Origin of the sequence: Actinacidiphila oryziradicis, assembly GCF_005047355.1 — a bacterium.
GTDB lineage: Bacteria > Actinomycetota > Actinomycetes > Streptomycetales > Streptomycetaceae > Actinacidiphila > Actinacidiphila oryziradicis.
Map to the genome: position 1 here is coordinate 12,569 of NZ_SUMC01000079.1, position 20,758 is coordinate 33,326.

The 20,758-nt window shown below is 68.9% G+C and carries 20 protein-coding genes and 1 pseudogene; 18 read left to right on the plus strand and 3 right to left on the minus strand.

Annotation, left to right across the window (positions count from 1 at the left end; genetic code table 11):
* Window positions 1-37: 37 nt before the first annotated feature.
* Window positions 38-1,777, minus strand: a complete 1,740-nt coding sequence (locus FCI23_RS41780; protein WP_169317183.1) for an amidase family protein — start codon at window positions 1,775-1,777, stop codon at window positions 38-40.
* A 455-nt stretch (window positions 1,778-2,232) separates the two neighbouring features.
* Here FCI23_RS41780 and FCI23_RS41785 point away from each other — a divergent pair, with 455 nt between their 5' ends.
* From FCI23_RS41785 to FCI23_RS64685, 9 genes are all read left to right on the plus strand, one after another.
* A complete protein-coding gene (locus FCI23_RS41785; protein WP_136729310.1) occupies window positions 2,233-2,904 on the plus strand; it encodes an isochorismatase family protein in 672 nt (223 codons plus the stop codon).
* 1 nt (window position 2,905) lies between these two features.
* On the plus strand, window positions 2,906-3,724 hold the full coding sequence (locus FCI23_RS41790; RefSeq protein WP_136729311.1) for a dienelactone hydrolase family protein: 819 nt from the start codon (window positions 2,906-2,908) through the stop codon (window positions 3,722-3,724).
* A 69-nt stretch (window positions 3,725-3,793) separates the two neighbouring features.
* On the plus strand, window positions 3,794-4,636 hold the full coding sequence (locus tag FCI23_RS41795) for an ABC transporter permease (RefSeq protein WP_136729312.1): 843 nt from the start codon (window positions 3,794-3,796) through the stop codon (window positions 4,634-4,636).
* A gap of 68 nt (window positions 4,637-4,704) precedes the next feature.
* Complete coding sequence (locus tag FCI23_RS41800) at window positions 4,705-5,559, plus strand: ABC transporter ATP-binding protein (protein WP_246144578.1); 855 nt, start codon at window positions 4,705-4,707, stop codon at window positions 5,557-5,559.
* A complete protein-coding gene (locus FCI23_RS41805) occupies window positions 5,556-6,830 on the plus strand; it encodes an MFS transporter (RefSeq protein ID WP_136729314.1) in 1,275 nt (424 codons plus the stop codon). Before FCI23_RS41800 ends, FCI23_RS41805 begins: the two co-directional genes overlap by 4 nt.
* The gene (locus FCI23_RS41810; protein ID WP_136729315.1) at window positions 6,827-7,651 is read left to right on the plus strand and encodes a GntR family transcriptional regulator; all 825 of its coding nucleotides are present in this window, start codon (window positions 6,827-6,829) and stop codon (window positions 7,649-7,651) included. The genes FCI23_RS41805 and FCI23_RS41810 overlap by 4 nt, the downstream gene beginning before the upstream one ends.
* Window positions 7,652-7,692: 41 nt before the next feature.
* Window positions 7,693-8,754 (plus strand): ABC transporter substrate-binding protein, encoded by a 1,062-nt coding sequence (locus tag FCI23_RS41815; RefSeq protein WP_136729316.1) that lies wholly within the window; start codon window positions 7,693-7,695, stop codon window positions 8,752-8,754.
* 435 nt (window positions 8,755-9,189) lie between these two features.
* Window positions 9,190-10,239, plus strand: coding sequence for an aldo/keto reductase (locus FCI23_RS41820; protein WP_246144579.1), 1,050 nt, complete (start codon window positions 9,190-9,192; stop codon window positions 10,237-10,239).
* A 144-nt stretch (window positions 10,240-10,383) separates the two neighbouring features.
* Complete coding sequence (locus FCI23_RS64685) at window positions 10,384-10,914, plus strand: hypothetical protein (protein ID WP_456318867.1); 531 nt, start codon at window positions 10,384-10,386, stop codon at window positions 10,912-10,914.
* 479 nt (window positions 10,915-11,393) lie between these two features.
* Here the strand turns inward: FCI23_RS64685 and FCI23_RS41830 are convergent, their stop codons facing one another.
* A complete protein-coding gene (locus FCI23_RS41830; RefSeq protein WP_246144580.1) occupies window positions 11,394-12,455 on the minus strand; it encodes a sulfite oxidase in 1,062 nt (353 codons plus the stop codon).
* Between the two features lie 442 nt (window positions 12,456-12,897).
* Here FCI23_RS41830 and FCI23_RS58695 point away from each other — a divergent pair, with 442 nt between their 5' ends.
* The 8 genes and pseudogenes from FCI23_RS58695 to FCI23_RS41875 all read left to right on the plus strand — a co-directional run bounded on the left by FCI23_RS58695 (window position 12,898) and on the right by FCI23_RS41875 (window position 19,491).
* Window positions 12,898-13,062, plus strand: a complete 165-nt coding sequence (locus tag FCI23_RS58695; protein ID WP_211265690.1) for a hypothetical protein — start codon at window positions 12,898-12,900, stop codon at window positions 13,060-13,062.
* Window positions 13,063-13,227: 165 nt separating this feature from the next.
* On the plus strand, window positions 13,228-13,410 hold the full coding sequence (locus FCI23_RS60990) for an SDR family oxidoreductase (protein WP_265737812.1): 183 nt from the start codon (window positions 13,228-13,230) through the stop codon (window positions 13,408-13,410).
* Window positions 13,411-13,954: 544 nt separating this feature from the next.
* Complete coding sequence (locus tag FCI23_RS41850; RefSeq protein WP_136729319.1) at window positions 13,955-14,731, plus strand: (5-formylfuran-3-yl)methyl phosphate synthase; 777 nt, start codon at window positions 13,955-13,957, stop codon at window positions 14,729-14,731.
* 8 nt (window positions 14,732-14,739) lie between these two features.
* The gene (locus FCI23_RS41855) at window positions 14,740-16,143 is read left to right on the plus strand and encodes an aldehyde dehydrogenase family protein (protein WP_136729320.1); all 1,404 of its coding nucleotides are present in this window, start codon (window positions 14,740-14,742) and stop codon (window positions 16,141-16,143) included.
* Window positions 16,144-16,145: 2 nt separating this feature from the next.
* Window positions 16,146-17,249 carry an NAD(P)-dependent alcohol dehydrogenase gene (locus FCI23_RS41860; RefSeq protein WP_136729326.1) on the plus strand — a complete coding sequence of 368 codons (1,104 nt, stop codon included), beginning with the start codon at window positions 16,146-16,148 and terminating at the stop codon, window positions 17,247-17,249.
* Between the two features lie 272 nt (window positions 17,250-17,521).
* Window positions 17,522-18,430, plus strand: a complete 909-nt coding sequence (locus FCI23_RS41865) for a class I SAM-dependent methyltransferase (RefSeq protein ID WP_136729321.1) — start codon at window positions 17,522-17,524, stop codon at window positions 18,428-18,430.
* 214 nt (window positions 18,431-18,644) lie between these two features.
* Window positions 18,645-19,059 (plus strand): annotated as a pseudogene (locus tag FCI23_RS41870) (ATP-binding protein).
* Between the two features lie 42 nt (window positions 19,060-19,101).
* Complete coding sequence (locus FCI23_RS41875; RefSeq protein WP_136729322.1) at window positions 19,102-19,491, plus strand: hypothetical protein; 390 nt, start codon at window positions 19,102-19,104, stop codon at window positions 19,489-19,491.
* Window positions 19,492-19,810: 319 nt separating this feature from the next.
* Here FCI23_RS41875 and FCI23_RS41880 read toward each other — a convergent pair whose 3' ends face one another.
* Window positions 19,811-20,104 carry a hypothetical protein gene (locus tag FCI23_RS41880; protein ID WP_136729323.1) on the minus strand — a complete coding sequence of 98 codons (294 nt, stop codon included), beginning with the start codon at window positions 20,102-20,104 and terminating at the stop codon, window positions 19,811-19,813.
* Window positions 20,105-20,396: 292 nt separating this feature from the next.
* Between FCI23_RS41880 and FCI23_RS41885 the strand changes: the two genes are divergently transcribed.
* Window positions 20,397-20,758, plus strand: a 362-nt coding sequence (locus FCI23_RS41885; RefSeq protein WP_246144582.1) for a TetR/AcrR family transcriptional regulator, incomplete at its 3' end; no start/stop codon positions are given.

The window sequence follows — 20,758 nt, forward strand, 5'->3', positions numbered from 1 at the left end:
GTCAACTCAACGGGGTCACGCCAACACCTCATCCTAATTACGGGGTGGGCGCAACCAGTGTCTCGCCCGGCAGTGGCGGCACGAGCGGGGACGGCGCCCGCAGCTGCGACGCCTGCTCATAGTCGTATGCGTACCCGAGCAGCTGACCGTCGCTGTAAGGCCTGCCCATGAACGAGATCGTCATCGGCAGTCCCTGCGAGCCGATGCCCATCGGCACGACGATGCCGGGGAAGCCGATCGAGCTGTAGCCGGCGAAGATCGCCGGCTGTGGGCGCGTGGACGGCACATACGTGGGGTCGGGGATGCTGAACGCCGGATTGCTGATCGGGGACGCGAAGCTGCTCCAGTACGGGAAGACCATCGCGTCGATTTTGTACTTCTCGAACATCGCGAGCTTCAGCCGGGTCGCCTCCGGGAGGACCTTCTCGACCAGGTTTTTGTACGCGGGCATGTCGGCCGAGGTGGTCAGCGAGCGCTTGAGCAGGTCGAGGACGCTCTGCTCTACCGGCAGCGGCGACTTGTTGACCTCGGTCTCGTAGATGTGGATGAACTCCTCCACGGTCTTCGGGACCTTCGGGCCGAGCGTCGCCAGGTACTGTTCCCAGTCGGCCCTGAACCGGTAGTCGGCAATCGTCCTGATGTTGGAACCGCCGTTGCTGATGTAGAAGTCCAGGAACGCGGGATCGAGGTGGATGTCGATGATCTTGGCGCCGCGCCGCCGCATGGTGTCGAGCGCCTTCTCCGCGAGCGCGTCGATCTCCGGGTCCCCTCCGAAGAAGTCGCGCACGGCGCCGAGCCGGACGCCCTTGAGTGAGTTCTTGTCGAGGTACTTGGTGTAGTCGAGCCGGCCCTGCGCCGCCTTCTTCCGCAACGGCTGGGGGAAATTCTCGTAGACCTCGACACTGAGCGGGTCGGCCGTGTCCTGCCCGGCGACCGCGGTGAGCATCAGTGCCGTATCGGTCACCGTGCGCGCCATCGGGCCGGCGGTGTCGAAGAGGAGGTTCTTCGGCGCGATGCCGTCACGGCTGATGAGCCCCGTGGTGGGCCGCAGTCCTACGATGCCGTTGTAGGAGGCGGGCCCCCTGACGGAGGTGCTGGTGTCGGTGCCGATCGCCAGCACGGCGAAGTTGGCGGCCAGCGCCGCGCCCGGGCCGGCGCTTGATCCGCCCGTGTTGCGCTTGAGGTGGTACGGGTTGGTGACCTGCCCGTCGATCGTGTTGTAGCTGCCGCCCGCGAATTCACCCATCGACGCCTTGCCGAGGATGAGAGCGCCCCTGCGGCGCAGCGCGTCGGCGATGAACGCGTCGTTGGGCGGGATCGAGTCCTTGAGGATGACCGAGCCGTTGCTCGTGGGCATGTCGAAGGTGTCGATGTTGTCCTTCAGCAATACGGGGATGCCGTGGAGCGGGCTTCGCGGCCCGCTCCGCTGCCGCTCCCGGTCGAGCTCCGCCGCGGTACGGAGCGCGTCCGGGTTGATCGTCGTGATCGAGTTCAGCCGGATGCCCGCATCTTCGTAGGCGGCGATCCGCGCGAGGTAGAGCTGGGTGAGCTTCACGCACGTCAGCGCGCCTGAGTCGAACGCCGCCGCGATGTCGGCGATCGTCGCCTCCTCGAGTCCGAAGCTGTGTTCCCAGTGCCGCGGCCCGGATATACCGCCCGCCGGCTGCGGGGTGGCCGACCCCTGCGCAAAAGCTGGAGCGCCCGTCCCACCCACAATGCCCAGTGCACCGACCGCGCCCACAGCGCCTATGAAGCCACGCCTGTTCAATGTGCTCACGTTCACCGATCCTCTTGTCAGCGTCGCCCTTGCCGGGCATTAGTGCCCGCACGAGATGATCTTGTTTTCCCGGATACCGTATGGGCATTGTGTTACGTCCTCATTAATTGCCCCGCATCTCTTTCCCTTCTGAGAGGGCGTCAGCCCATGGTCGACGGGGGTCGGCATGCCCTCCGAAGTGCGCGGGGCAATTTTCGGCACTCACGCCCGGTCGAGGCCGCCGCCGCTCACTGAGCCCGAATCAGGTTTCATTCAGCTCCGGGTAAGTGGCGGAGCGGCCTGTCTGCCCAGGTCATCGCTGATACATGTTGGCGAAACATTACTTAACGATGGCGATACGTCACAGACATGACATCGATCTTCACTCTCTCCTGTCAGCTTGACCAGAAAGATGGAGGCACCCGATCGTGGCCCGTATATGGGACGACTTCCTGACCGAACGTGACAAGGCGCATTTGGCGGCCGCCGAACCGCGCAAGCGTGTGGGCTTCGGGAGTCGACCCGCGGTATTGATGATAGACAACTATGCCGGGGTTTTCTCCGAGCCTGGCATTCCGTTCCTCGAGGCGGTCAAGACGAATCGCAGCGCGATGGGCGACGACGCCAATATCGCTGCCGCGCACATCGCCCGGCTGCTTGAGCACTCCCGGGCGGCCGGAATTCCGGTGATTCACGTCACCGGAATGCACGGCAACAATATGCCTGGCTGGCACGACATGGTGCACGCCGGTGACCGCCGCGGGGAACTCTCGGCGGAGAAGCCTGGTGCGGCGGACAAGTACGCCATCGTGCCGCTGTGCGCGCCGGTCGAGGGCGAGGTCGTTCTGCAGAAGAGCGCGCCGAGCGCGTTCTGGGGCACCCCGCTGCCGGGCTTGCTGAACTACCTCGGAGTGGACACCTTGATCGTGGGCGGGGAGAGCGTCTCCGGCTGCGTGCGTGCCAGCGTCATCGAGGCGGCGTCATACCGCTACCGCGTGATCATCGCCGAGGAGTGTGCGTACGACCGGCACCAGGCCTGCCGTGCGATCAACCTGTTTGACATGCACCAGAAGTACAGCGACGTGCTCCCGCTGGACGAGGTCGTCGAATGGGTCGACAAGTACGGGGCGCAGAAGGTAGCGGCCTGAGATGGACATGTCTGCCTTCCCGGCGGGGAACCTGATCGACCTCGGGCCCGCCACACAGGGCTTCGTCTCGGCCGCCGAGTCCACCAGGCCGAAGCCGGTTGTGGTGATCTGCCACGAGCGTTACGGGTTGGTCAAGCACACCTGCGACCTGGTCCAGCGGTTCGCCGCATGCGGCTATCTGGCGATCGCCCCGGACTTCTACTCCGACTACGACGGCGATGTCGAGGCCGTCAAGCGAGGCGACGTCACCGTCGACGTCGCCGATGCCACGGTGCAGCACCACTTGGGCGCCGCCCTGGACTGGGCGCTGAAGAACGGCGCGGACCGGGAGCGGCTCAACGTGGTCGGGATCTGCCTGTCCGGTTCCTACCCGCTGCTGATCAACGCGGTCCGGCACGACATCGCCGCCTCGGTGATCCTCTATGGCGGCGCCCAGACCAAGGAGTGGCGGGAGCCGGACGAGAAGCGGCCGGCCCCGTACGAGGACACGATTGCGGCGATCACCGCGCCCGTCCTCGGAGTCTGGGCCGAGGCGGACTGGGTGTCGTCGGTCTACGACGTGCTCCGCCTGCGGGAGGTGCTGGAGCGCAACCGCAAGAGCTACTCGTTCCGGGTCTGGCGGGACATGCCGCACGGCTGGCTCAACGACACCATGCCCGGCCGGTACCGGCACCGCGAATCCGAGCAGGCCTTCCTGTCCGTGCTGGAGTTCCTCGACCAGGTCCACGCCGGTGCCTACCCGGCGGACAAGGTCCGCTGGGACTTCTCCAGCGACATACGCCCCGACTACGACCCGGGCATCTTCACCCGGCTCGCCTGACGCGGACGGCGACGGCTCCTACCGCGCCGACCGACGTTCTGCCCACGTCTCCCCGCCTAGGAGGAAGACATGTCCGAATCCGTTCTCGAACGCGGCCCATCCCTCGAACCGTCCGCGTTCACCGGGCGGCCGTCCGGCCGCTGGAGCCGGCTGACCGTCCGATTCCCCCGTCGGCGCGCCATCTCCGTGCTCTCGGTGCTGGTGGGCGCCCTTGGCTGGGAGATCGTCTCCGATTTCGTCGTCCACGACCCACTGTTCCTGACCGGCCCGAGCGCGGTGTTCCGCCGCTTCCTGGAGATGGTCGCCCACGAGAGCCTGCTCTACCAGATGCAGGTCAGCGGCATCGAGTTCGGCATCGGGATGCTCGTCTCCATCGGCATCGGGGTGCCGCTCGGGTTGGCCCTTGCCCTGCTCCCGAACCTGCGCGCCGCACTGCGGCCGTGGATCTCAGGGCTGTATTCGACCCCGACCGTCGCGCTGGCGCCGCTGTTCATCCTGTGGTTCGGGCTGGGCCTGCAAGGCAAAGTCGTCGTGGTGGTGCTGGTCGCCGTGTTCCCGATCGTGATCAACACCGAGGTCGGGGTGATGCAGGCCGACCACGACCAGATCGAGATGGCCCGGGTGCTGGGCTGGAGCGGCCACCAGCTGTTCCTGCGGGTGCACCTGCGCTCGGCGCTGCCGTTCGTCCTGACCGGGATCCGGCTCGCGATCGGCAAGGCGATCATCGGTGTGGTGGTGGCCGAACTGTTCGGTGCCCGCGCCGGGTTGGGCTATCAGATCACCATCTCCAGCCAGGCTTACGACACTGCGGGGCTGTTCGCCGCGGTGGGGATCCTCGCGGTGGCCGGTGTCGGCCTGTCCGCGATGGTCCAGCTGCTGGAGAACGCCTTGGCGCCCTGGCGGCGCAGATGAACGGGCGGCCGGCGGCCGACCACCGCGGCCCCGTACCAACTACTCACCCCGAGACCCCGGAGAGCGCCGTGACCGAGGACATTGCGGTGCACACTCCGGACGCCGCACCCGCCCAGGCCGGGGACGCCGCTCCGGTGCTGTCGATCGACCGCGTCAGCCACCGTTTCGTGCGCGGCGACGGCGAGTCGCTCACCGTGTTGCAGGACATCGCCATCGAGGTGGCACGCGGCGAGAAAGTGGCGCTGGTCGGCCCGTCCGGGTGCGGCAAGACGACACTGTTCCGCATCCTTTCCGGGCTGCTGCAACCCACCAGCGGCAGCGTTGTCGTCAACAGCACCCCGGTCACCGGCCCGGACCAGGGGCTGGGCTTCGTCTTCCAGAACGACCGGCTGCTGCCCTGGCTCTCGGTCCGCGACAACGTCGGGTTCGGGCTGCGGGCTCGTGGCCTGAGCAGGCGGGTGACCCGGGCCACCGCCGACGAGATGATCGCTCTGGTCGGGTTGTCCGGGTTCGAGGACAACTATCCGCACCAGCTCTCCGGGGGTATGCGGCAGCGGGTGAACATCGCCCGCTCGCTGGCGATCGAACCCGCGGTGCTCCTCATGGACGAGCCGTTCGCCGCGCTGGACGCCCAGACTCGTGAGGTCATGCAGGAGGAACTGGTCTCGATCTGGGAACGCACCGGCTCGACGGTCCTGTTCATCACCCACCAGATCGACGAGGCGGTCTTCCTCGCCGACCGTGTCGTGGTCATGCGGGCGCGGCCCGGCCGGGTCGCCACCACGCTGGACATCGAGCTGGACCGGCCCCGGCCGCTTGCCGTGAAGCGGTCAACGGCCTTCGCCGGATACGCCGACCGCATCTGGAGCGAGATCGAGGCAGAGGTCCGGGAGTCCAACGCGCTTGAGATGCGTGTTACATGAGGCGACGGCGTCCGGCGTCGACGCGGGAAAGCCTGTACCTGATCTGCGGACTCGTCGCACTCACCCAGGCCTCGTGGGGCCTCGTGGTCCCGGTGCTGCCCGTCTACGCCCACCAGTTCGGCGCCACCGCCGCGCAACTCGGCGTATTGGTGTCCAGCTTCAGCGTCGCCCGGGTCCTCGTGAACATCCCGGCCGGGATGCTGGCGGACCGCGTCAACCGCCGCACCGTCGTGCTGATCGCGGTGGCCGCGGTCGGCGTGGTGCTCGCGGCCACCGCGGCGGCGCAGAACCTGCCGACGCTGATCGGGATGCGGCTCCTGCTCGGCCTGGCCGGCGGCGTCGCAATCACCGTGGGGCAATCGCTGCTTGCCGACCTCACCGACCGGTCCAGCCGAGGCCAGGCGATGGCCACCCTGCAGACCTTCCAACTGGCCGGCAGCTCACTCGGCCCGGCGCTCGGCGGTATCACCGCCGGAGTGTTCGGACCGCGGGCGAGCTACCTGCTGGCCGGTTTGGTCGCCCTGCTGATGGCCGGCTGGGCGAGCACCCGGCTGCCGGCCGCCCCAGTGCGCGAGGAGCACGAGGGCGGCACCCGACGTTCAGGGGGGATGATCACACTCTTCGCGGACCGTAGCTACGTAGCGGCCTGCCTCATCGGCTTCACCGTGTTCTTCATCCGGTTCGGCGGGCAGCAGACGCTGCTCGCGCTGATCGCCTACACCTGGATCCATCTGTCCACTTCAACCTTTGGGATCACCCTCGGGGTGCTGGCGGTGGTCAACATGGGGATGGTCCGCATCGTCGGGCGGCTCTCCGACCGTTCCCGCAAGCTCCCCATCGTGTGCTCGCTGCTGGCCACCGGCATCGGCTACGTCGGGTTCTCCTTCGCCCACTGGCCGGCGGTCTTCTTCATCGCGTTCGCCGTCGTGGGGCTGGCCAACGGACTGTCCGGGTCGGTACCGGCGGCCTATTGCGCCGACGTCCTCCCGGCCCGACTGCGCGGCAGCGGGATCGGCATCTACCGCACCTTCGGGGATCTCGGCGGGCTGGTCGGCCCGGTGGCGCTCGGCGTGCTCATAGACCACGGCGGGCTGAGCGTGGCCGGCATCGTCACTGCCGCCGTCTCGATTATCTCGGCCATCGTGTTCGCGCTGCTCGCCCAGGAGACCGTGGGCAGACGGGCCCGCCACCCCGGCGCGGACGTCCACAAGGGGACCGCGGAACCCGCCCCGGCATCTGCGGGGCCTCAAATAGACGGTGGGCTGGCGTGAGCAGATACAACTCGGCCGATGGCGAGCGCCGTTCCCGGTTCGAGCGGGCCCGCCGGGTGCGCGACATGCTGCGCTCCCAGGTGCTGGCCGACGACTTCGGCGGCGACTTCCCGCCGGAGGACCAGCTCACCCGGGAGTACCAGGTATCCCGCAATACCGTGCGCGAGGCGCTGACCATGCTGGTCAGCGAAGGTGTGCTGCGACGGCGGCGCGGGGTCGGGACGACGTTGGTGAGCAGTCCGCTGACTCGCGTCTACGACCGCGGCCGCGGCTTCGCCGACTCCATCTCCGGCGGCCGGCAGCGGATCAGCTACCGCACCATCACCCTGCAACTGGTGCCGAGCGTGCCCATGCTGCGCCGCCGATTCGGCAGCGCGGAGCGCGAGTTCGTCTTCTGGGAACGCCTGACCATCCTCGACGGCGAACCGAACGCGACCTGGAGCAGTTACCTGCCCGGTCAGTTGGCGGCACCGCTGCTGACCCATCCCCGCCGCGAAAACCTGGGTCTCGACGAGGCGTTCGCCGAACTGCCTGGGGTACGCCCCGACCGGACGCGGCGGGTCGTCCAGGCACGGCTGGCCGACGCGCGCGCCGCGGTGCTTCTCGGTGTGGAGCCCGACAGCGCGGTGCTGCACATCGAACGATCGATCTACGCCCACGACGGCAGCCTGATCGAGCTCGGCTACGGCTCCTGCCGGGGCGCGAGGTACGCGGTCGCCTACGAGACCTATTCGCGCTCCGGCGCAGCCGACGAATCCACGACGACAGGGGACCCGTACCCCCCGATCGAATCCGAAGGCGACCAGTTCGGGGTCACCTGACCCACTGTTTCCCCATATTCACACAGAGGAGGGACCTGAAAATGGCCCGCACGAGCGTGGAATACCGAGGCAGAGCCACGGCCCTGAGCCGGATCCGGGTAACGCGCCTCGGCGTAGCGGCGACGGCCGTGATGCTCACGGCGGCCTTGGGCGGCTGCGCCCAAGCGCCCGGCTCCGCCACGGCCGCGCCGAAGGGGGTGACCGTACTCGACTACGGTGTCACGACAAAGTCGCTGTCCAGCATCCCGCTGCTGGTCGGCGAAGCGAAGGGCTTCTTCAGCGACGCCGGGGTCAAGCTCAACGTGGCAGTCGTAGGCCAGTCCGGCAAGGTCTGCCAGCAGGTGATCGCGGGCGCCCTCAACGTCGGGGAGTGCTCCACCAGCGACGCGATCCAGGCCATCGGCTCCGGTGGCAAGATCACGATCCCCTTCTTCATGTCGCAGTCGGTACTGCCCAACAGCGTCTACGCGAAGCCCGGAATCACAAGCTGGTCGCAGCTGAAGGGCAAGACGGTCATGGTGGCCGGCCCGCGGGACAACACGATGTACTTCACCAAGCTGATGGCCGCGGCCGGCGGGCTGAACCTGAAGGACGTGACACTGCAGTACGCCGGCTCCTCCACCGACCGGTTCGCGGCGCTGAAGTCCGGTGCGGTCGATGCGACGATCCTCACCACCCCGTACGACTTCAAGGCCAAGACAGCCGGATTCACCCAGCTGGACGACCTCACCAAGCACCTGCCGGCCAGTCAATACGCGGGCAATGGCGTCGTGGTGGGCAGGAGGTGGGCGGCGAACAACAAACCCGTGCTCAAGAAGCTGTACTCGGCGATGGAGAAGTCCCTCGCCTACGCCCTGGACCCGAAGAACAAGGCCGATGTGATCTCCGTGCTGCAGCAGCAGGCCAAGGTCGACGCGCCGACCGCCCAGTGGGGCTACACCAAGCTCTTGAGCAGCGGCTACTTCTTTACCGGCGGCAAGCCGGACAACGGCGGCCTGAACGGGACTGTCTCGTCGCTGAAATCGCTGGGCTTCTTGTCCCACGGCACGGTGCCCAGCAACACGGACATCTGTGATGAGACGCTCGTCCTGGGGTCGTCGTGATCCGGAAGCTGTGATGAACAGCCAAGGCAATCGGGTCAGCGGCCGTCCGTCGCCGTGGTCGGTGACCGGCAGGGGGGCCGGTGGCGTCGTCCAGACGCAGGTCCTGGCTGCCAGATGGTGGCAGGACGGTGCCGGAGCGGGATCGGCCAGGTGGCTCCTGCTTGACCTCCTCGCGGCCGCCACGGCATGGTGGCGACGACTTCGGCCTGCAGCTGGCGCTGCACCTCGGCGCCCAGGAGCGGCCCGCCGCCCAGCAGCACCACGGCAACGTCGGTCGTGCTGTTGAGGTGCTCGCGCAGTGCGGTGAGCCGTACAGCATCGCCTGCGGTCAGCCGATAACGAGGGAGCGCCTGACCAGCAGGGGGAAGGGTCAGTGGGGTTCTCTTTCCCGGTGCGGCTGGGAGCACCTTCCAGGTGAGGAGGTCACCTGCATCTGTGACTTCGTCGGCGGCTCGCGGCGCGGGCTGCACCTCTCTGGTTCCGCACTACCAGGGAGGACAACCCGAGATCGTGCTCGGCGATCTACTCGCCGCCGACCGCGACCAGTTCGTGCTGGCGACCAAATACACCCGTGGCAGCGCAGGACGCACCCGGATCAACGACACCGGCAACAGCCGCAAGACGATGATCCGCTCGCTGGAGGCGAGCCTGAAGCGGCTCGGGACCGACTACGTCGACGTCTACTGGGCCCACCTGCCCGACACCATCACCCCCGTGGACGAGATCGTCGCCGCCTTCGACGACCTGGTCCGCGCGGGGAAGATCCTGCACGGCGGCCTGTCCAACTTCCCCGCCTGGCGGGTAGCGACCGCCGTCACCATCGCCGAGCTGCGCGACCGGGCCCCGGTCATCGGCATACAGGTCGAGTACAGCCTCGCCGACCGCACCGCCGAACGCGAACTGCTGCCGATGGCCGAAGCGTTCGGTCTCGGCGCCGCCCTGTACGCCCCGCTGGCGGGCGGCCTGCTGACCGGCAAGTACCGGCTCAGCCCCGAGGGCCGCCTCAGCCGGCGGGGCGCCGGTGTGCACATCGAGGACAGCGAACACAAGACCGCCGTCCTCGATGGCATCCTCGCGATCGCCGAGGAGTCCGGGACAAGCGCCGCCCAGGTGTCGGTGGCCTGGCTTCGGGCCCGCGCCGCCCGGGCCTCCACCTCTCTCATCCCCGTCATCGGCCCGCGCACCACCGCCCAGCTGGACGAGTACCTCGCCGCGCTCGACCTCGTCCTCACCAACGAGCAGTACGACCGGCTGGAACAGGCCAGCACGGTCGCGCTCGGCACCCCGCACGAGACGGCTGCCGCCGGCCTCGGCGGCGACGCCGCACGCATCCGCCGCCACCCCGTCCCCGTGATCTGCCCGCAGCTCCGGCCGCACCTCACGGGAACGGCGACAGGCCGCCGCCGCAGCAAGAAGGCATGGGCGGTGGCGACCGCCAGACAGGCGATCGTGTTCCTGTTCCCGGCAAGCCGGAGGCACTCGTGAAGGTGAAGCAGACTTTCGGGTCCTACCTCCGTGCCCGCGTTGAGGGCGGTTGCCGCGGAGTGGTTTCGCAGGCCGGGGCCGTACTGCTGGTGGAGACGGTCCGTAAGGCCGGGCTGAACAGCGCGATAGGCCGCCCTGCCCGTGATGAAGGGCGTCCACGGCGTGGTGGGACACCATGTGCAGCTAGGAGTGCTCGTAGGGGGCGAGGTTCTGTGCCTCGAACGCTTCTCGGCACCCGACGCGGTCATCAACTACACCCGGATCGCCGGCCCATTGCCCACGCGTCGTCCAGCGGCATCCTGCTCGTGGCCCACAGTATCCCCGAGCTCCAGGAGCGCGTCCTGGCAGGCCACACCCCCCCCACGCCCCGCCAGCGCGCCCCTGCTGCGGGCTCTGCTCGCGTCGGCCCGGGCGCAGGGGTTCATCCTGTGCCCGGGCTACCTGCACGTCGAGGCATACGGCATCACCGCGCCCATCCACGAAACGCGCGGGCAGGTCATCGCCTCGCTGTCGGTCATCGTGCCCAACGACGACGGCGCCCGCGGCCCTCGTCCCGGTCGTCAGAACGGCCGCCGAGGGCATCACGCGCGCACTGGCCGCGACTCCCGGGGGAACCTCGTAGGCCTCTCTTGGCTTCCCGGCCTTAACATCCCGGGACACTTCGCTTCTCATTGAGTGATAACGGCGTCGCGAGCCGTTCGCAAACCGGCGCATGCTTCCGGCAACCCAATGACGGGAGGCCGACATGGCGGATGTGGCAGCCGCGACCCTGACGATCGCCGCGAAGGAAGCGGTGGCCGACGCCGTCGTGGCCCTGACCCTGCGGCACCCCGCCGGCAAGCGCCTGCCGGACTGGACGCCCGGCTCTCCCACATCGACGTGGTCCTGCCCGACGGCACCACCCGCCAGTACTCGCTGTGCGGCGACCGCTGGGACGCTGTCACGTACCGGATCGCGGTCCTGCGCGAACCGGCTGGCCGGGGTCGTCGGTCGGCTGCCTTTGCGGCTGCTAGTCGCGCGCCGCACCTGCTGGTCGAGCGTGAGCGCCACCTCCGGTAGCCGTCCCAGCAGGCCGAACACAATAGCGGGGCGGCCTTTAATCGCCGGGGTGTGTGACCGCGGTGTGGTTGGCGTCGTTCCACCAGAGCGTCCGGTCAGGGGTGACATGTGACGTGCACGCGGGCCCAGGAGTTGTTGGCGTACCCCTTGGGGTTCCAGACAGTCGCCGGCGATTCAGGCTGTACGGCTGAGGTGGAGTCCCAGGCGCGGGCGATGAGCTCCCTCTCGCCTGCGGGCAGGGTGAACGTGGCGCGCCAGTGCTGCCACGTCCACGGACTTTCCGGTGCGTCCAGACCAGCCTGGATCCAGGTGCTGCCGCCGTCGGGGGATACGTCGACGCGTGCCACGGTCCGGTCGTCCCCGGCGAAGGCGTAGCCGGTGACCTCGGTCGCCCCGGCGGGCAGCCGGGCGTCTTTGTCGGGCCGCAGGATGGCGCAGTTCAGGGCGACCGGGCCAAGGATGATGCCGTCACCCGGCCCGAATTTGTGAGGATCGGCTTCGGGAGGCAGGACGCTATAGGCGGTTTGGAAGTAGTTGTCGGACGGTTCGGCCTGGGCGGTGACGCGTTGCAGCCATTTGACGCTGCGGGCGCCGATCCAGCCCGGAACGACCACGCGCAGCGGGGCGCCGTGTGCGGCGGGCAGGGCCTGGCCGTTCATCGCCCAGGCCAGCAGCACCTCGCTGGAGGTGGCCTTCGCTACCGGGATGGATCCGCCGTAGGGCTGTGGCGGGTCGGCCTCTTGTGACACGTCGGTGCTGGCAAAGGCGATGTGGGCCGCGCGAACCTGCAGTCCGGCCTCGGCCAGCACATCTGCCAGGCTCACCCCGCTCCAGGATGCCGTGGAGGTGGTCCCGGGGCCCCAGGGGACCTCGCCCGGTATGACGTGGAACTCCTGGAGATCGGCGCGGCGGTTGCCCGCGCACTGCAGTGTCGCCACCACCTTCCGCTCGGGGAAGCGGCGGCGCAGTTCCTCCAGAGACAGCTCCAGCGTGCGATCGACCAGCCCGTCCACCCGCAGCCGCCAGCCGGCCGCGTCGATTTGTTGGATCGGCCCGTGGTTCCGGGCGTAGAAGGTGTCCAGCCGGGTGAGAAACTGACCCGCGAGCGCGCCAGGAGGCGGTTCGGCGTTGTACGGCTCAGTCCCGTACACCACCATATCCCCTCTTTTATCCCATATGCTCATGTAGATATTGTTCTCGAAACTCCTCAAGTGACACCTCCGATCCGTTCGGATCGGCAGTGGCCGCAGAGCGCGCGTTACCGCAGCGCCCGGGCGTCGCGGACCGCGGTGAAGGTGACACTCGGGTAGGCGCACGTTTTTGGTCGGGTGCGGTCAGTGCGTCGAGGTCGCCGGTCGCCGCCCCGGCGGGCCGGTCGATGCCGATGCGGACCATCTGACGCTGCGCCGCGGCGACCTGTTCCGGTGAGTCGCCGACTGCACGCACAGCTGCGGGACGCCGGGCCGCTGGTTCACCTGGCCCGCTACGACGTCTACGCTATGGCCCGCTACGACGAGGTCCGTGCCGCCCTCATGGACTGGCAGTCCCTCCAGTCGGCGGCGGGGGTGGGCCTGAGGAACTTCCCCCCGGGAAACCCTTGTGCGGATCCCCAGCCCGCTGCTGGAGGCCGACCCGCCGCGCCACGACGCACCCAGGCGCTTCCTGAGCTCGCTGCTCGGCCCCCCGGCGCTGGCCCGGCTGCGCGAGCGGGAGCCGTCGGCGACGACGGTCCGCGCTCAGTTGAGCGCGGACCGTACGATTTGATGGGCACTACACGATGCAGAGTCGCCAGCATGCTCTGCCGATGGGCAAGTTCGCCGGACACAACGTGGCAGCCGACCTCCTTGGAACCGTTCCTCTGGCTTTCACCTCCGACCCTTACACCAACTGTCTGGACCTCGGTCCTGCCGGCGCCGTTTCCACCGAGGGCTGGGACCGCAAGGTTTTGGCGACCGGGCAGGAGGCCAAAGCGACGAAGCGGCACGGATCCCGTTGGGTCGCCGAGGTGACCCCGAAGAGATCGCGGAGTGGATCCTGCGCTTCGCTGATGCCCACACCGCCTGGCTGACCGGGCAGGTTCTCACCATCGATGGCGGACTGGAACTCACCTGATCGACGGACCGGCGTGCTCTTTCGGCGTGCGGATACAGGGCGTGATTGACCATGGCGTTCGATCCCATGGCTGCGATGCTGACCGGCTACGGATGAACCGAGCAGGTGCGCTGTTCCGAGTTTCGCAGCGGCCGGTTTGTAGCGTGTCCCGCTCACCAGGGCGCCAGGCGCGTGCGTGACGGTAGCGGGCCCGAACGACTCCAGCGCGCCCCGCAGCACCGGCGCGCAGGTGGTCGAGCCGCAGCCCGCCGCCCACCATGATCCGGGACTGACCGGCGGCCCGCTGGACGGGCTGGCTGCTCCTTCGCTTGGCCGATGGTGCGGTGTGTTGGTGAGGTAGACCCGGAGCGGGTTGTGGGCGGCCGAGGGGGCAGCTTCGGAACCTGCGGTTCGTTCGAACAGGCGCACACGGCGCACTGGGTACTCCGTGGCAGTACCCGTTCGGACTCCGCGCGCCCTACCGGTGGCCACGGGCCGCAGTAATGATGAGCAGACCGCAAGGGATCCAGCCGGCTCCGCACACCTGCCTCTTGGCCAGGTGGATATGCGGTGGAAGGAGTCCACGTTGTTGCTTCTTATCTCCCCGGACAGCGTCGAGGAGGCCCTCGACTGCGCGAAGGCGGCGGAGCATCTCGACATCGTCGATGTCAAGAAGCCCGACGAGGGTTCGCTCGGCGCGAACTTCCCGTGGGTCATCAGGGAGATCCGCGACGCGGTCCCGGCAGACAAGCCGGTGTCCGCCACCGTGGGAGACGTGCCGTACAAGCCCGGCACGGTGGCCCAGGCGGCACTCGGTGCGGCTGTCTCCGGAGCCACATACATCAAGGTCGGCCTCTACGGATGCACGACGCCCGAACAGGCCATCGATGTCATGCGAGGGGTCGTCCGGGCAGTGAAGGAATATCGGCCGGACGCGTTCGTCGTCGCCTCGGGCTACGCCGACGCCCACCGGATCGGCTGCGTCAACCCGCTCGCGCTGCCCGACATCGCCCGCCGCTCCGGCTCCGACGCGGCCATGCTCGACACTGCGGTCAAGGACGGGACACGGCTGTTCGACCACGTTCCGCCAGAGGTCTGCGCGGAGTTCGTCCGGCTGGCCCACGAGGCCGATCTGCTCGCCGCCCTCGCGGGCAGCGTCAAGGTGGGAGACCTCGGCGCGCTGACCCGCATCGGCACGGACATCGTGGGGGTGCGCGGGGCGGTCTGCGAGGGGGGCGACCGCAACACCGGAAGGATTCAGCCGCAGTTGGTGGCCGCCTTCCGGGCGGAGATGGACCGGCACGCCCGGGAATACGCGGCTGCCGTCGCCGCCGCGGGCTGACCGCCGGCATGCCGACGAGTCAGCCCCGCCGCGCGCGCGGGATCCGCGGCGAGCGCTTCGCCGTCCTCGATCCGGCAACGGGCGAGGCCTTCGAGGAGGCTCCCGACCAGCAGCCGGACGAGTTGGACGCCGTCGTCGGCCGGGCCCACGAGGCCTGGCGAAGCTGGCGGTCCGACCCCGTTGCCCGCGCCACCGCGTTGCTCGCGGCAGCCGACGCCGTGGAGGCGGCCGGGGCGGACATCGCTCCGCTGCTCACCCGTGAACAGGGCAAACCCCTGGCCGAGTCGTACGCGGAGATCGCCCGCACAGCGGCCCGCCTACGCTACTTCGCCGAGATGGCCCCCGGGCCCCAGTCGATCAGGGACGGTCGGCCGGTACGCAGCGAGATCCGCTGGCGACCGCTCGGGCCCGTCGCCGCGATCGTCCCGTGGAACTTTCCCCTCCAGCTCGCGTCGGCCAAGTTTGCGCCCGCGCTCGCCGCGGGCAACACGATGGTGCTCAAGCCCTCCCCCTTCACGCCCCTCGCCACACGGCTGCTGGGATCCGTCATCTCCACCGCCCTCCCCGAGGACGTGCTGACGGTCGTCACCGGTCACGAACCCCTCGGCGCTCGCCTGGCCTCCCATCCAGGGATCCGTCACGTGACCTTCACCGGTTCGATCCCCACCGGACGGGCCGTCGCGGAGGGCGCGGCGGCGTCGCTTGGCCGCGTCACCCTGGAGCTGGGTGGTAATGATGCCGCCATCCTGCTGGGGGACGTGGATGTGGAGCGGATCGCGGACCGGCTGTTCTGGGCGGCGTTCCGCAACTGCGGGCAGGTCTGCATGGCGGTCAAGCGCGTCTACGCCCCGGCCCGGCTCTACTCCGACGTTGTCGAGGCCCTCGCGCAGCGCGCGAAGACCGCCGTCGTCGGAGCCGGCCTCGACCCGGGCACGCAGCTGGGACCGGTCAACAACGTCCCCCAACTGGCCCGGGTCGAGCGCTACACGGCCCAGGCCCTGGCAGACGGCGCCCGAGCCGTGGCCGGTGGCCACCGGCTGGACCGACCGGGCTACTTTTACGCCCCGACGATCCTGGCCGATGTCCCGCCCGACAGCCCGGTGGTGACGGAGGAGCAGTTCGGTCCGGTCCTGCCGGTGCTGCCGTACGGGAGCCTCGACGAAGCCGTCGAGGCGGCCAACGACACCGGCTTCGGGCTGGGCGGCTCGGTATGGGGGACCGATCTCGACCGGGCCGAGGTGGTGGCCGACCGGCTGGAGTGCGGGACGGCGTGGATCAACCACCACGCCGAGCTGTCCCTCGCCCAGCCCTTCGCGGGCATCAAGGAGAGCGGTGTCGGCGTCGCGGGCGGGCTATGGGGGCTCTACGGGAACCTCAGACCGTTCGTCGTGCACCGTCCGGAGGAGGCGTGACGATGAGGTTCGGCGCGGCGGTACTGCGCTCGTACGAGAGCCGATTCGCTGTCGAGGAGGTGATCCTGAACACGGGACCGGCCGACGGCGAGGTCCTGGTCAGGATCGCGGGCTGCGGGATGTGCCGGACCGATCTCGCGGTCCGGCGTTCGGCGGGCCGCTCGCCGCTGCCAGCGGTGCTCGGCCACGAGGGGGCCGGGGTCGTGGTGGAGACGGGCGGCCCGCACACCGGCCTGAGCAACGGCGACCACGTCGTGCTGAGCTTCGACTCCTGCGGACACTGCCGGAACTGCATGGACGCTGCCCCCGCCTACTGTGACTCCTTCGCCTCGCTCAACCTCTTCGGAGGGCGCAAGGAGAACGCTGTGCGGTTCACCGACGCGGCCGGGGACGAACTGGCCCCCCGGTGGTTCGGCCAGTCCTCGTTCGCCGAGTACGCGGTGGTTCCGGCCCGCAACGCCGTCCGGGCCGACCCCTCGCTGCCCATCGAACTGCTCGGACCGCTCGGCTGCGGCTTCCTCACCGGCGCCGGAACGGTCTTCAACTCCTTCGGCATCGGGCCCGGCGACACCATCGCGGTCTTCGGCGCAGGAGCGGTGGGCCTGGCCGCGGTGATGGCGGCCGCCGCCTCCGGAGCAGTGGCCGTGGCCGTCGACCGGCACCCCGAACGGCTGGCCCTCGCCGAACGATTCGGCGCGATTCCGCTGCACGCCGCATCGGCCGACCTGCCCGGCCGCATCCAGCAACTGACCGACGGCGGCGCGCAGTACGCGCTGGATACCACGGCCTCCGCCCAGCTGATCAACGACGCGCTCCGGGCCCTGCGCCCGACCGGCCACCTCGGTCTGGTGGCACGGCTCCACACCGCGCTGCCGCTCGAACCGGGGGCACTGGACCGGGGCAGGAAAATCTCCCACATCTGCGAGGGGGACGCGGTGCCGGGACTTCTGATTCCGCGGCTGACCGGGCTATGGCAGGCCGGGCGGTTTCCCTTCGACGAGCTGATCCGTACGTACCCACTCGCCGACATCAACGAGGCCGAGCGCGACTGCGACGCGGGCCGCGTGGTCAAACCCGTCCTGCTTCCGGAGGGGAGGAGCCGATGAGCGAGGCATTCAATGCCGCTGCCCATCCGATCGACTCTGATCGACCGCCATCTGACGGCAGGCCCTGGACACCGCACCGCTGTGGCCGGCCCGCGCGGCGACCTGCCCCACGCCGAGCCGGCCGGACTGAGGGACCGGGTGGCCGCAGGGCCGCGCTATCGGGCGCTCCCCTAGGAACGGGGCGCCCAGAGCGGTGGCGTCGTGCGTCCACCGTTGATCCATCATTCGTATTCCTCGCTGTTCGTGGTCTCAACTCGCCCAAAGGAGGACATGTGGTCAGCACAACGCCTCGGAATACCGGCGTGGAAGGCGTGGAAGGAGGTGTCGGCCTGACCGCTCTCATGGTCGCCGCGGCACGGGCGATCGAGACCCACCGCCACGACACCCTGGCACGGGACGTCTATGCGGAGCACTTCGTGCTCGCCGCACCGGCGTCCGCCGGCTGGCCGGTCCGCATACAACAGGTTGCGGACGGGGACGCGAACCCGCTGTGGGGGCGATTCGCGCGTTACTTCGGTCTGCGGACGAGGGTCCTCGACGACTTTCTCCTCCGGTCGGTGCACACGGGCAGCGCCCGCCAAGTGGTCTTGTTCGGGGCGGGGTTGGATTCGCGGGCGTTCCGACTCGACTGGCCTCCCGGCTGCGTGATCTTCGAGATCGACAGGGAAGGCGTGCTGGCGTTCAAGCACAAGGTGCTCGACGGACTGTCGGCCGCCCCGAAGGCAGCGCGCGTACCCATCCCGATCGATCTGCGCGCCGACTGGGTCGGAGCGCTGGCCGACGCCGGCTTCGACACGGCTGCACCGAGCGTCTGGCTGGCCGAGGGGTTGCTGTTCTACCTGCCCACCGCCGCCGAGACGTACCTCATCGACACGGTGGACCGGTTGAGCACGGGAGGAAGCGCTCTGGCGTTCGAGGTCAAGCTCGACAAGGACTTGCTGGAATACCGCGACAGCCCGCTCTACACCTCGACGACACAGCAGATCGGCATCGACCTGCTCAACCTGTTCGACAGAGAGCCGCGGCCCGACTCCGCCGGTGACCTGGCGAGCAAGGGCTGGTCCACATCGGTCCACACCCCTTTCGACTTCACCCGCCATCACGGACGCGGCCCGTTGCCCGAGCAGAACGACGCGCTGGCGGGCAACCGGTGGGTGTTCGCGAACAAGCCCCGACCGTAACGCTGCCGTCAGGCGGCCGGGCCGCCGACCGTACGGCGGACCTGGCCGAAGCCCAGCGCTGGCAGCGCCCGCTCAAGGTGCGCCTCGGGAATCTGACAGAACCGCGCGAGACGGAAACAGACATCGGCGGTGTCGCCCGGATGCCCGCGGAGGCGGGCGCTGGGTAGGTGGCCAGTGCACGAGTGGGTGTGGGCGGTAGGAACGGGAGAGCTTGGTGGCGGTCAAGGCGATGGGCTGGGCGCACTCGTTTCCCGTGCCGGGAGGGGTGCGCGCCGGGCGCCAGCGGACACGCAGGCATCTGGAGTCCCTGCCGTGGACGGCTGCTGAGCCGGAGACGGTGGACGCTGTCGTCCTGCCGTGTCCGAGCTGCTCACCAATGCTCACGTCCACGCGCACAGCGATGCGGATCTGGTTCTTACCCGGGACGGCGACTGCCTTCATGTGAGCGTCCATGACGAGGATCCGACGCTGCTGCGGCAGCGTGACCCGGAGGTGGGCGAGGTGTCCGGCCGGGGAGTAGGGATCGTGCGGATGCTCGCCGACGAGGGGGGATGACGTGTCAGCGGCACGGCAAGACGGTGACGGCGTGCTTCCGCCCGGCCGACGCTGACCGGTACAGCGGCAGCTGAGCTCTGCTGCTTCGTCGCGCAGCTGCCGCTCACGATCCGGCAGTGCTGGTACGCGCTGGTCTCTCCGACGGCGTGCTGGTCAAGGAGGAGCGCACCTACAAGCGGCTGGTGGAAGTGCTCGGCATGGCGCGCCACTGCGGCCGCATCCCGTGTGAGGCCCTGCGCGACGACACGGCGATCAGCGCGGAACCGGCCGCCTACGACGACGGGCCCGGGCACTTCCCCACGACGCTGCTCGCGGCCGCCCGGGACTTCCGCCTGGACCGGCGGACCGGACAGCAGGTGCGCCTGGACTGGCCCAGGTGGGGCGAGCGAGCCATCAATCGACCTCGAAAGGGCCTCCGGTGGAGGGCTACTGCTCCCGCAGTCGCCAGAATCGACCTCGTGTGGAGATTGTTTTCGCCCTGGACCATTACTGACCCACGCTCCTAGGCACCATGCCCACCATCGAGCCTGGACACCCAGCAGGTCACCGTCCTCGGCGACGCCATCCACAACAGGTGCCCTATGGCCGGCATCGGCGCCCCAGTCCTGCAGCACCGGACGCGGCATGTGCTTGTGCCCTGTCTCCAGCCGTGCCCACCCGATTCGCCTCCGCACCGGCAAAGAACGGTGCCGTCACGGTCAGCGCCTGGACCACCGCTTCGTGGGAGCCGGTGGACAGGGGTCCGGGTGCCCGAAGACTCTCGGGCACCCGGATCAAGCAGCGGGAAAATGCTGCGTGCTGACGGTGGGCTGCACTGTGCCCGGCCTACCAGCGGCCGCCGTGACCCCAGCCACCGTGACCCCAGCCGCCGTGACCCCAGCCACCGCCCCAGCCGTGGCCCCAGCCGCCGTAGCCCCAGCCGTCGCCGTAGCCCCAGCCGTAGCCGTCGCCCCAGCCGCCGCCCCAGTTGGGGCTGTGGGCCGCAGCTACCACCGCGGTGGACGGCGCGTGGGTAGTGGCCTGGTTGGTGGCCGCGCTAGCGCCGGCCGAAGCTCCGAGAGCGATGACAGGCGCCGCGCATACCGCGGCAACCACTCGCCTGATCTTGGACGCGCGCATGATGCCCCCTTCTTCCCAGGGGTTGAGTATCGGTTCCTCGCGCCGGAGTGACCGGCGCTCCTGCGCATCAGATCCCGCGCGCGGATCCGGTGCACCATGGTCCGCCCGCCGAACCGGACCACTCGTACGAGCCGTAGCGGTCCTGCTCTCCGGCAGACCCAGCCATTTAGGAATAAATGGCGCAGCTATGGAGTTACACCTCCAGGGAACGAAACGCTCCGTATCGCCAAAGTAAGTCTCATATCGGTCTAAAGTCAATCAAAACCATAGGAATCTATAAGAGGGGCATAAGGTGATCACTCCTGGACGGCCGTGCGCCCACCAGGACCCTTGCCTGCCCGACCGGAACGGCGACCCCGATCTTGCCTCGGCACCCTCCAGGCGGCGCAGCCAGCAGTCCCACCAAGCCGTCCTCCAAGCCACCGTGGCCCTGCTGAACGAGGTCGGCTACCGGCGCCTGTCCTTCGAAGGCGTGGCCCGCCGCGCCGGGGTCGGCAAGGCCACCATCTACCGCTGGTGGCCGAACAAGGCCGCACTGGTGATAGAAGCCCTCAACGGAGAAGTCCCGCTTCGCCCCCTCCCCGACACCGGGGACCTGGAAGCCGACCTGCGCACCGCCATCCGGCTCACCGTCGAGATCACCTCGGCCATGCC

Coding starts and splice junctions, on each gene's coding strand:
- FCI23_RS41790 (WP_136729311.1), top strand. CDS start 2,906: ATGGACATGTCTGCCTTCCCGGCGGGGAACCTGATCGACCTCGGGCCC.
- FCI23_RS41795 (WP_136729312.1), top strand. CDS start 3,794: ATGTCCGAATCCGTTCTCGAACGCGGCCCATCCCTCGAACCGTCCGCG.
- FCI23_RS41805 (WP_136729314.1), top strand. CDS start 5,556: ATGAGGCGACGGCGTCCGGCGTCGACGCGGGAAAGCCTGTACCTGATC.
- FCI23_RS41815 (WP_136729316.1), top strand. CDS start 7,693: ATGGCCCGCACGAGCGTGGAATACCGAGGCAGAGCCACGGCCCTGAGC.
- FCI23_RS64685 (WP_456318867.1), top strand. CDS start 10,384: ATGAAGGGCGTCCACGGCGTGGTGGGACACCATGTGCAGCTAGGAGTG.
- FCI23_RS41830 (WP_246144580.1), bottom strand. CDS start 12,455: ATGGTGGTGTACGGGACTGAGCCGTACAACGCCGAACCGCCTCCTGGC.
- FCI23_RS41850 (WP_136729319.1), top strand. CDS start 13,955: ATGCGGTGGAAGGAGTCCACGTTGTTGCTTCTTATCTCCCCGGACAGC.
- FCI23_RS41855 (WP_136729320.1), top strand. CDS start 14,740: ATGCCGACGAGTCAGCCCCGCCGCGCGCGCGGGATCCGCGGCGAGCGC.
- FCI23_RS41860 (WP_136729326.1), top strand. CDS start 16,146: ATGAGGTTCGGCGCGGCGGTACTGCGCTCGTACGAGAGCCGATTCGCT.
- FCI23_RS41880 (WP_136729323.1), bottom strand. CDS start 20,104: ATGCGCGCGTCCAAGATCAGGCGAGTGGTTGCCGCGGTATGCGCGGCG.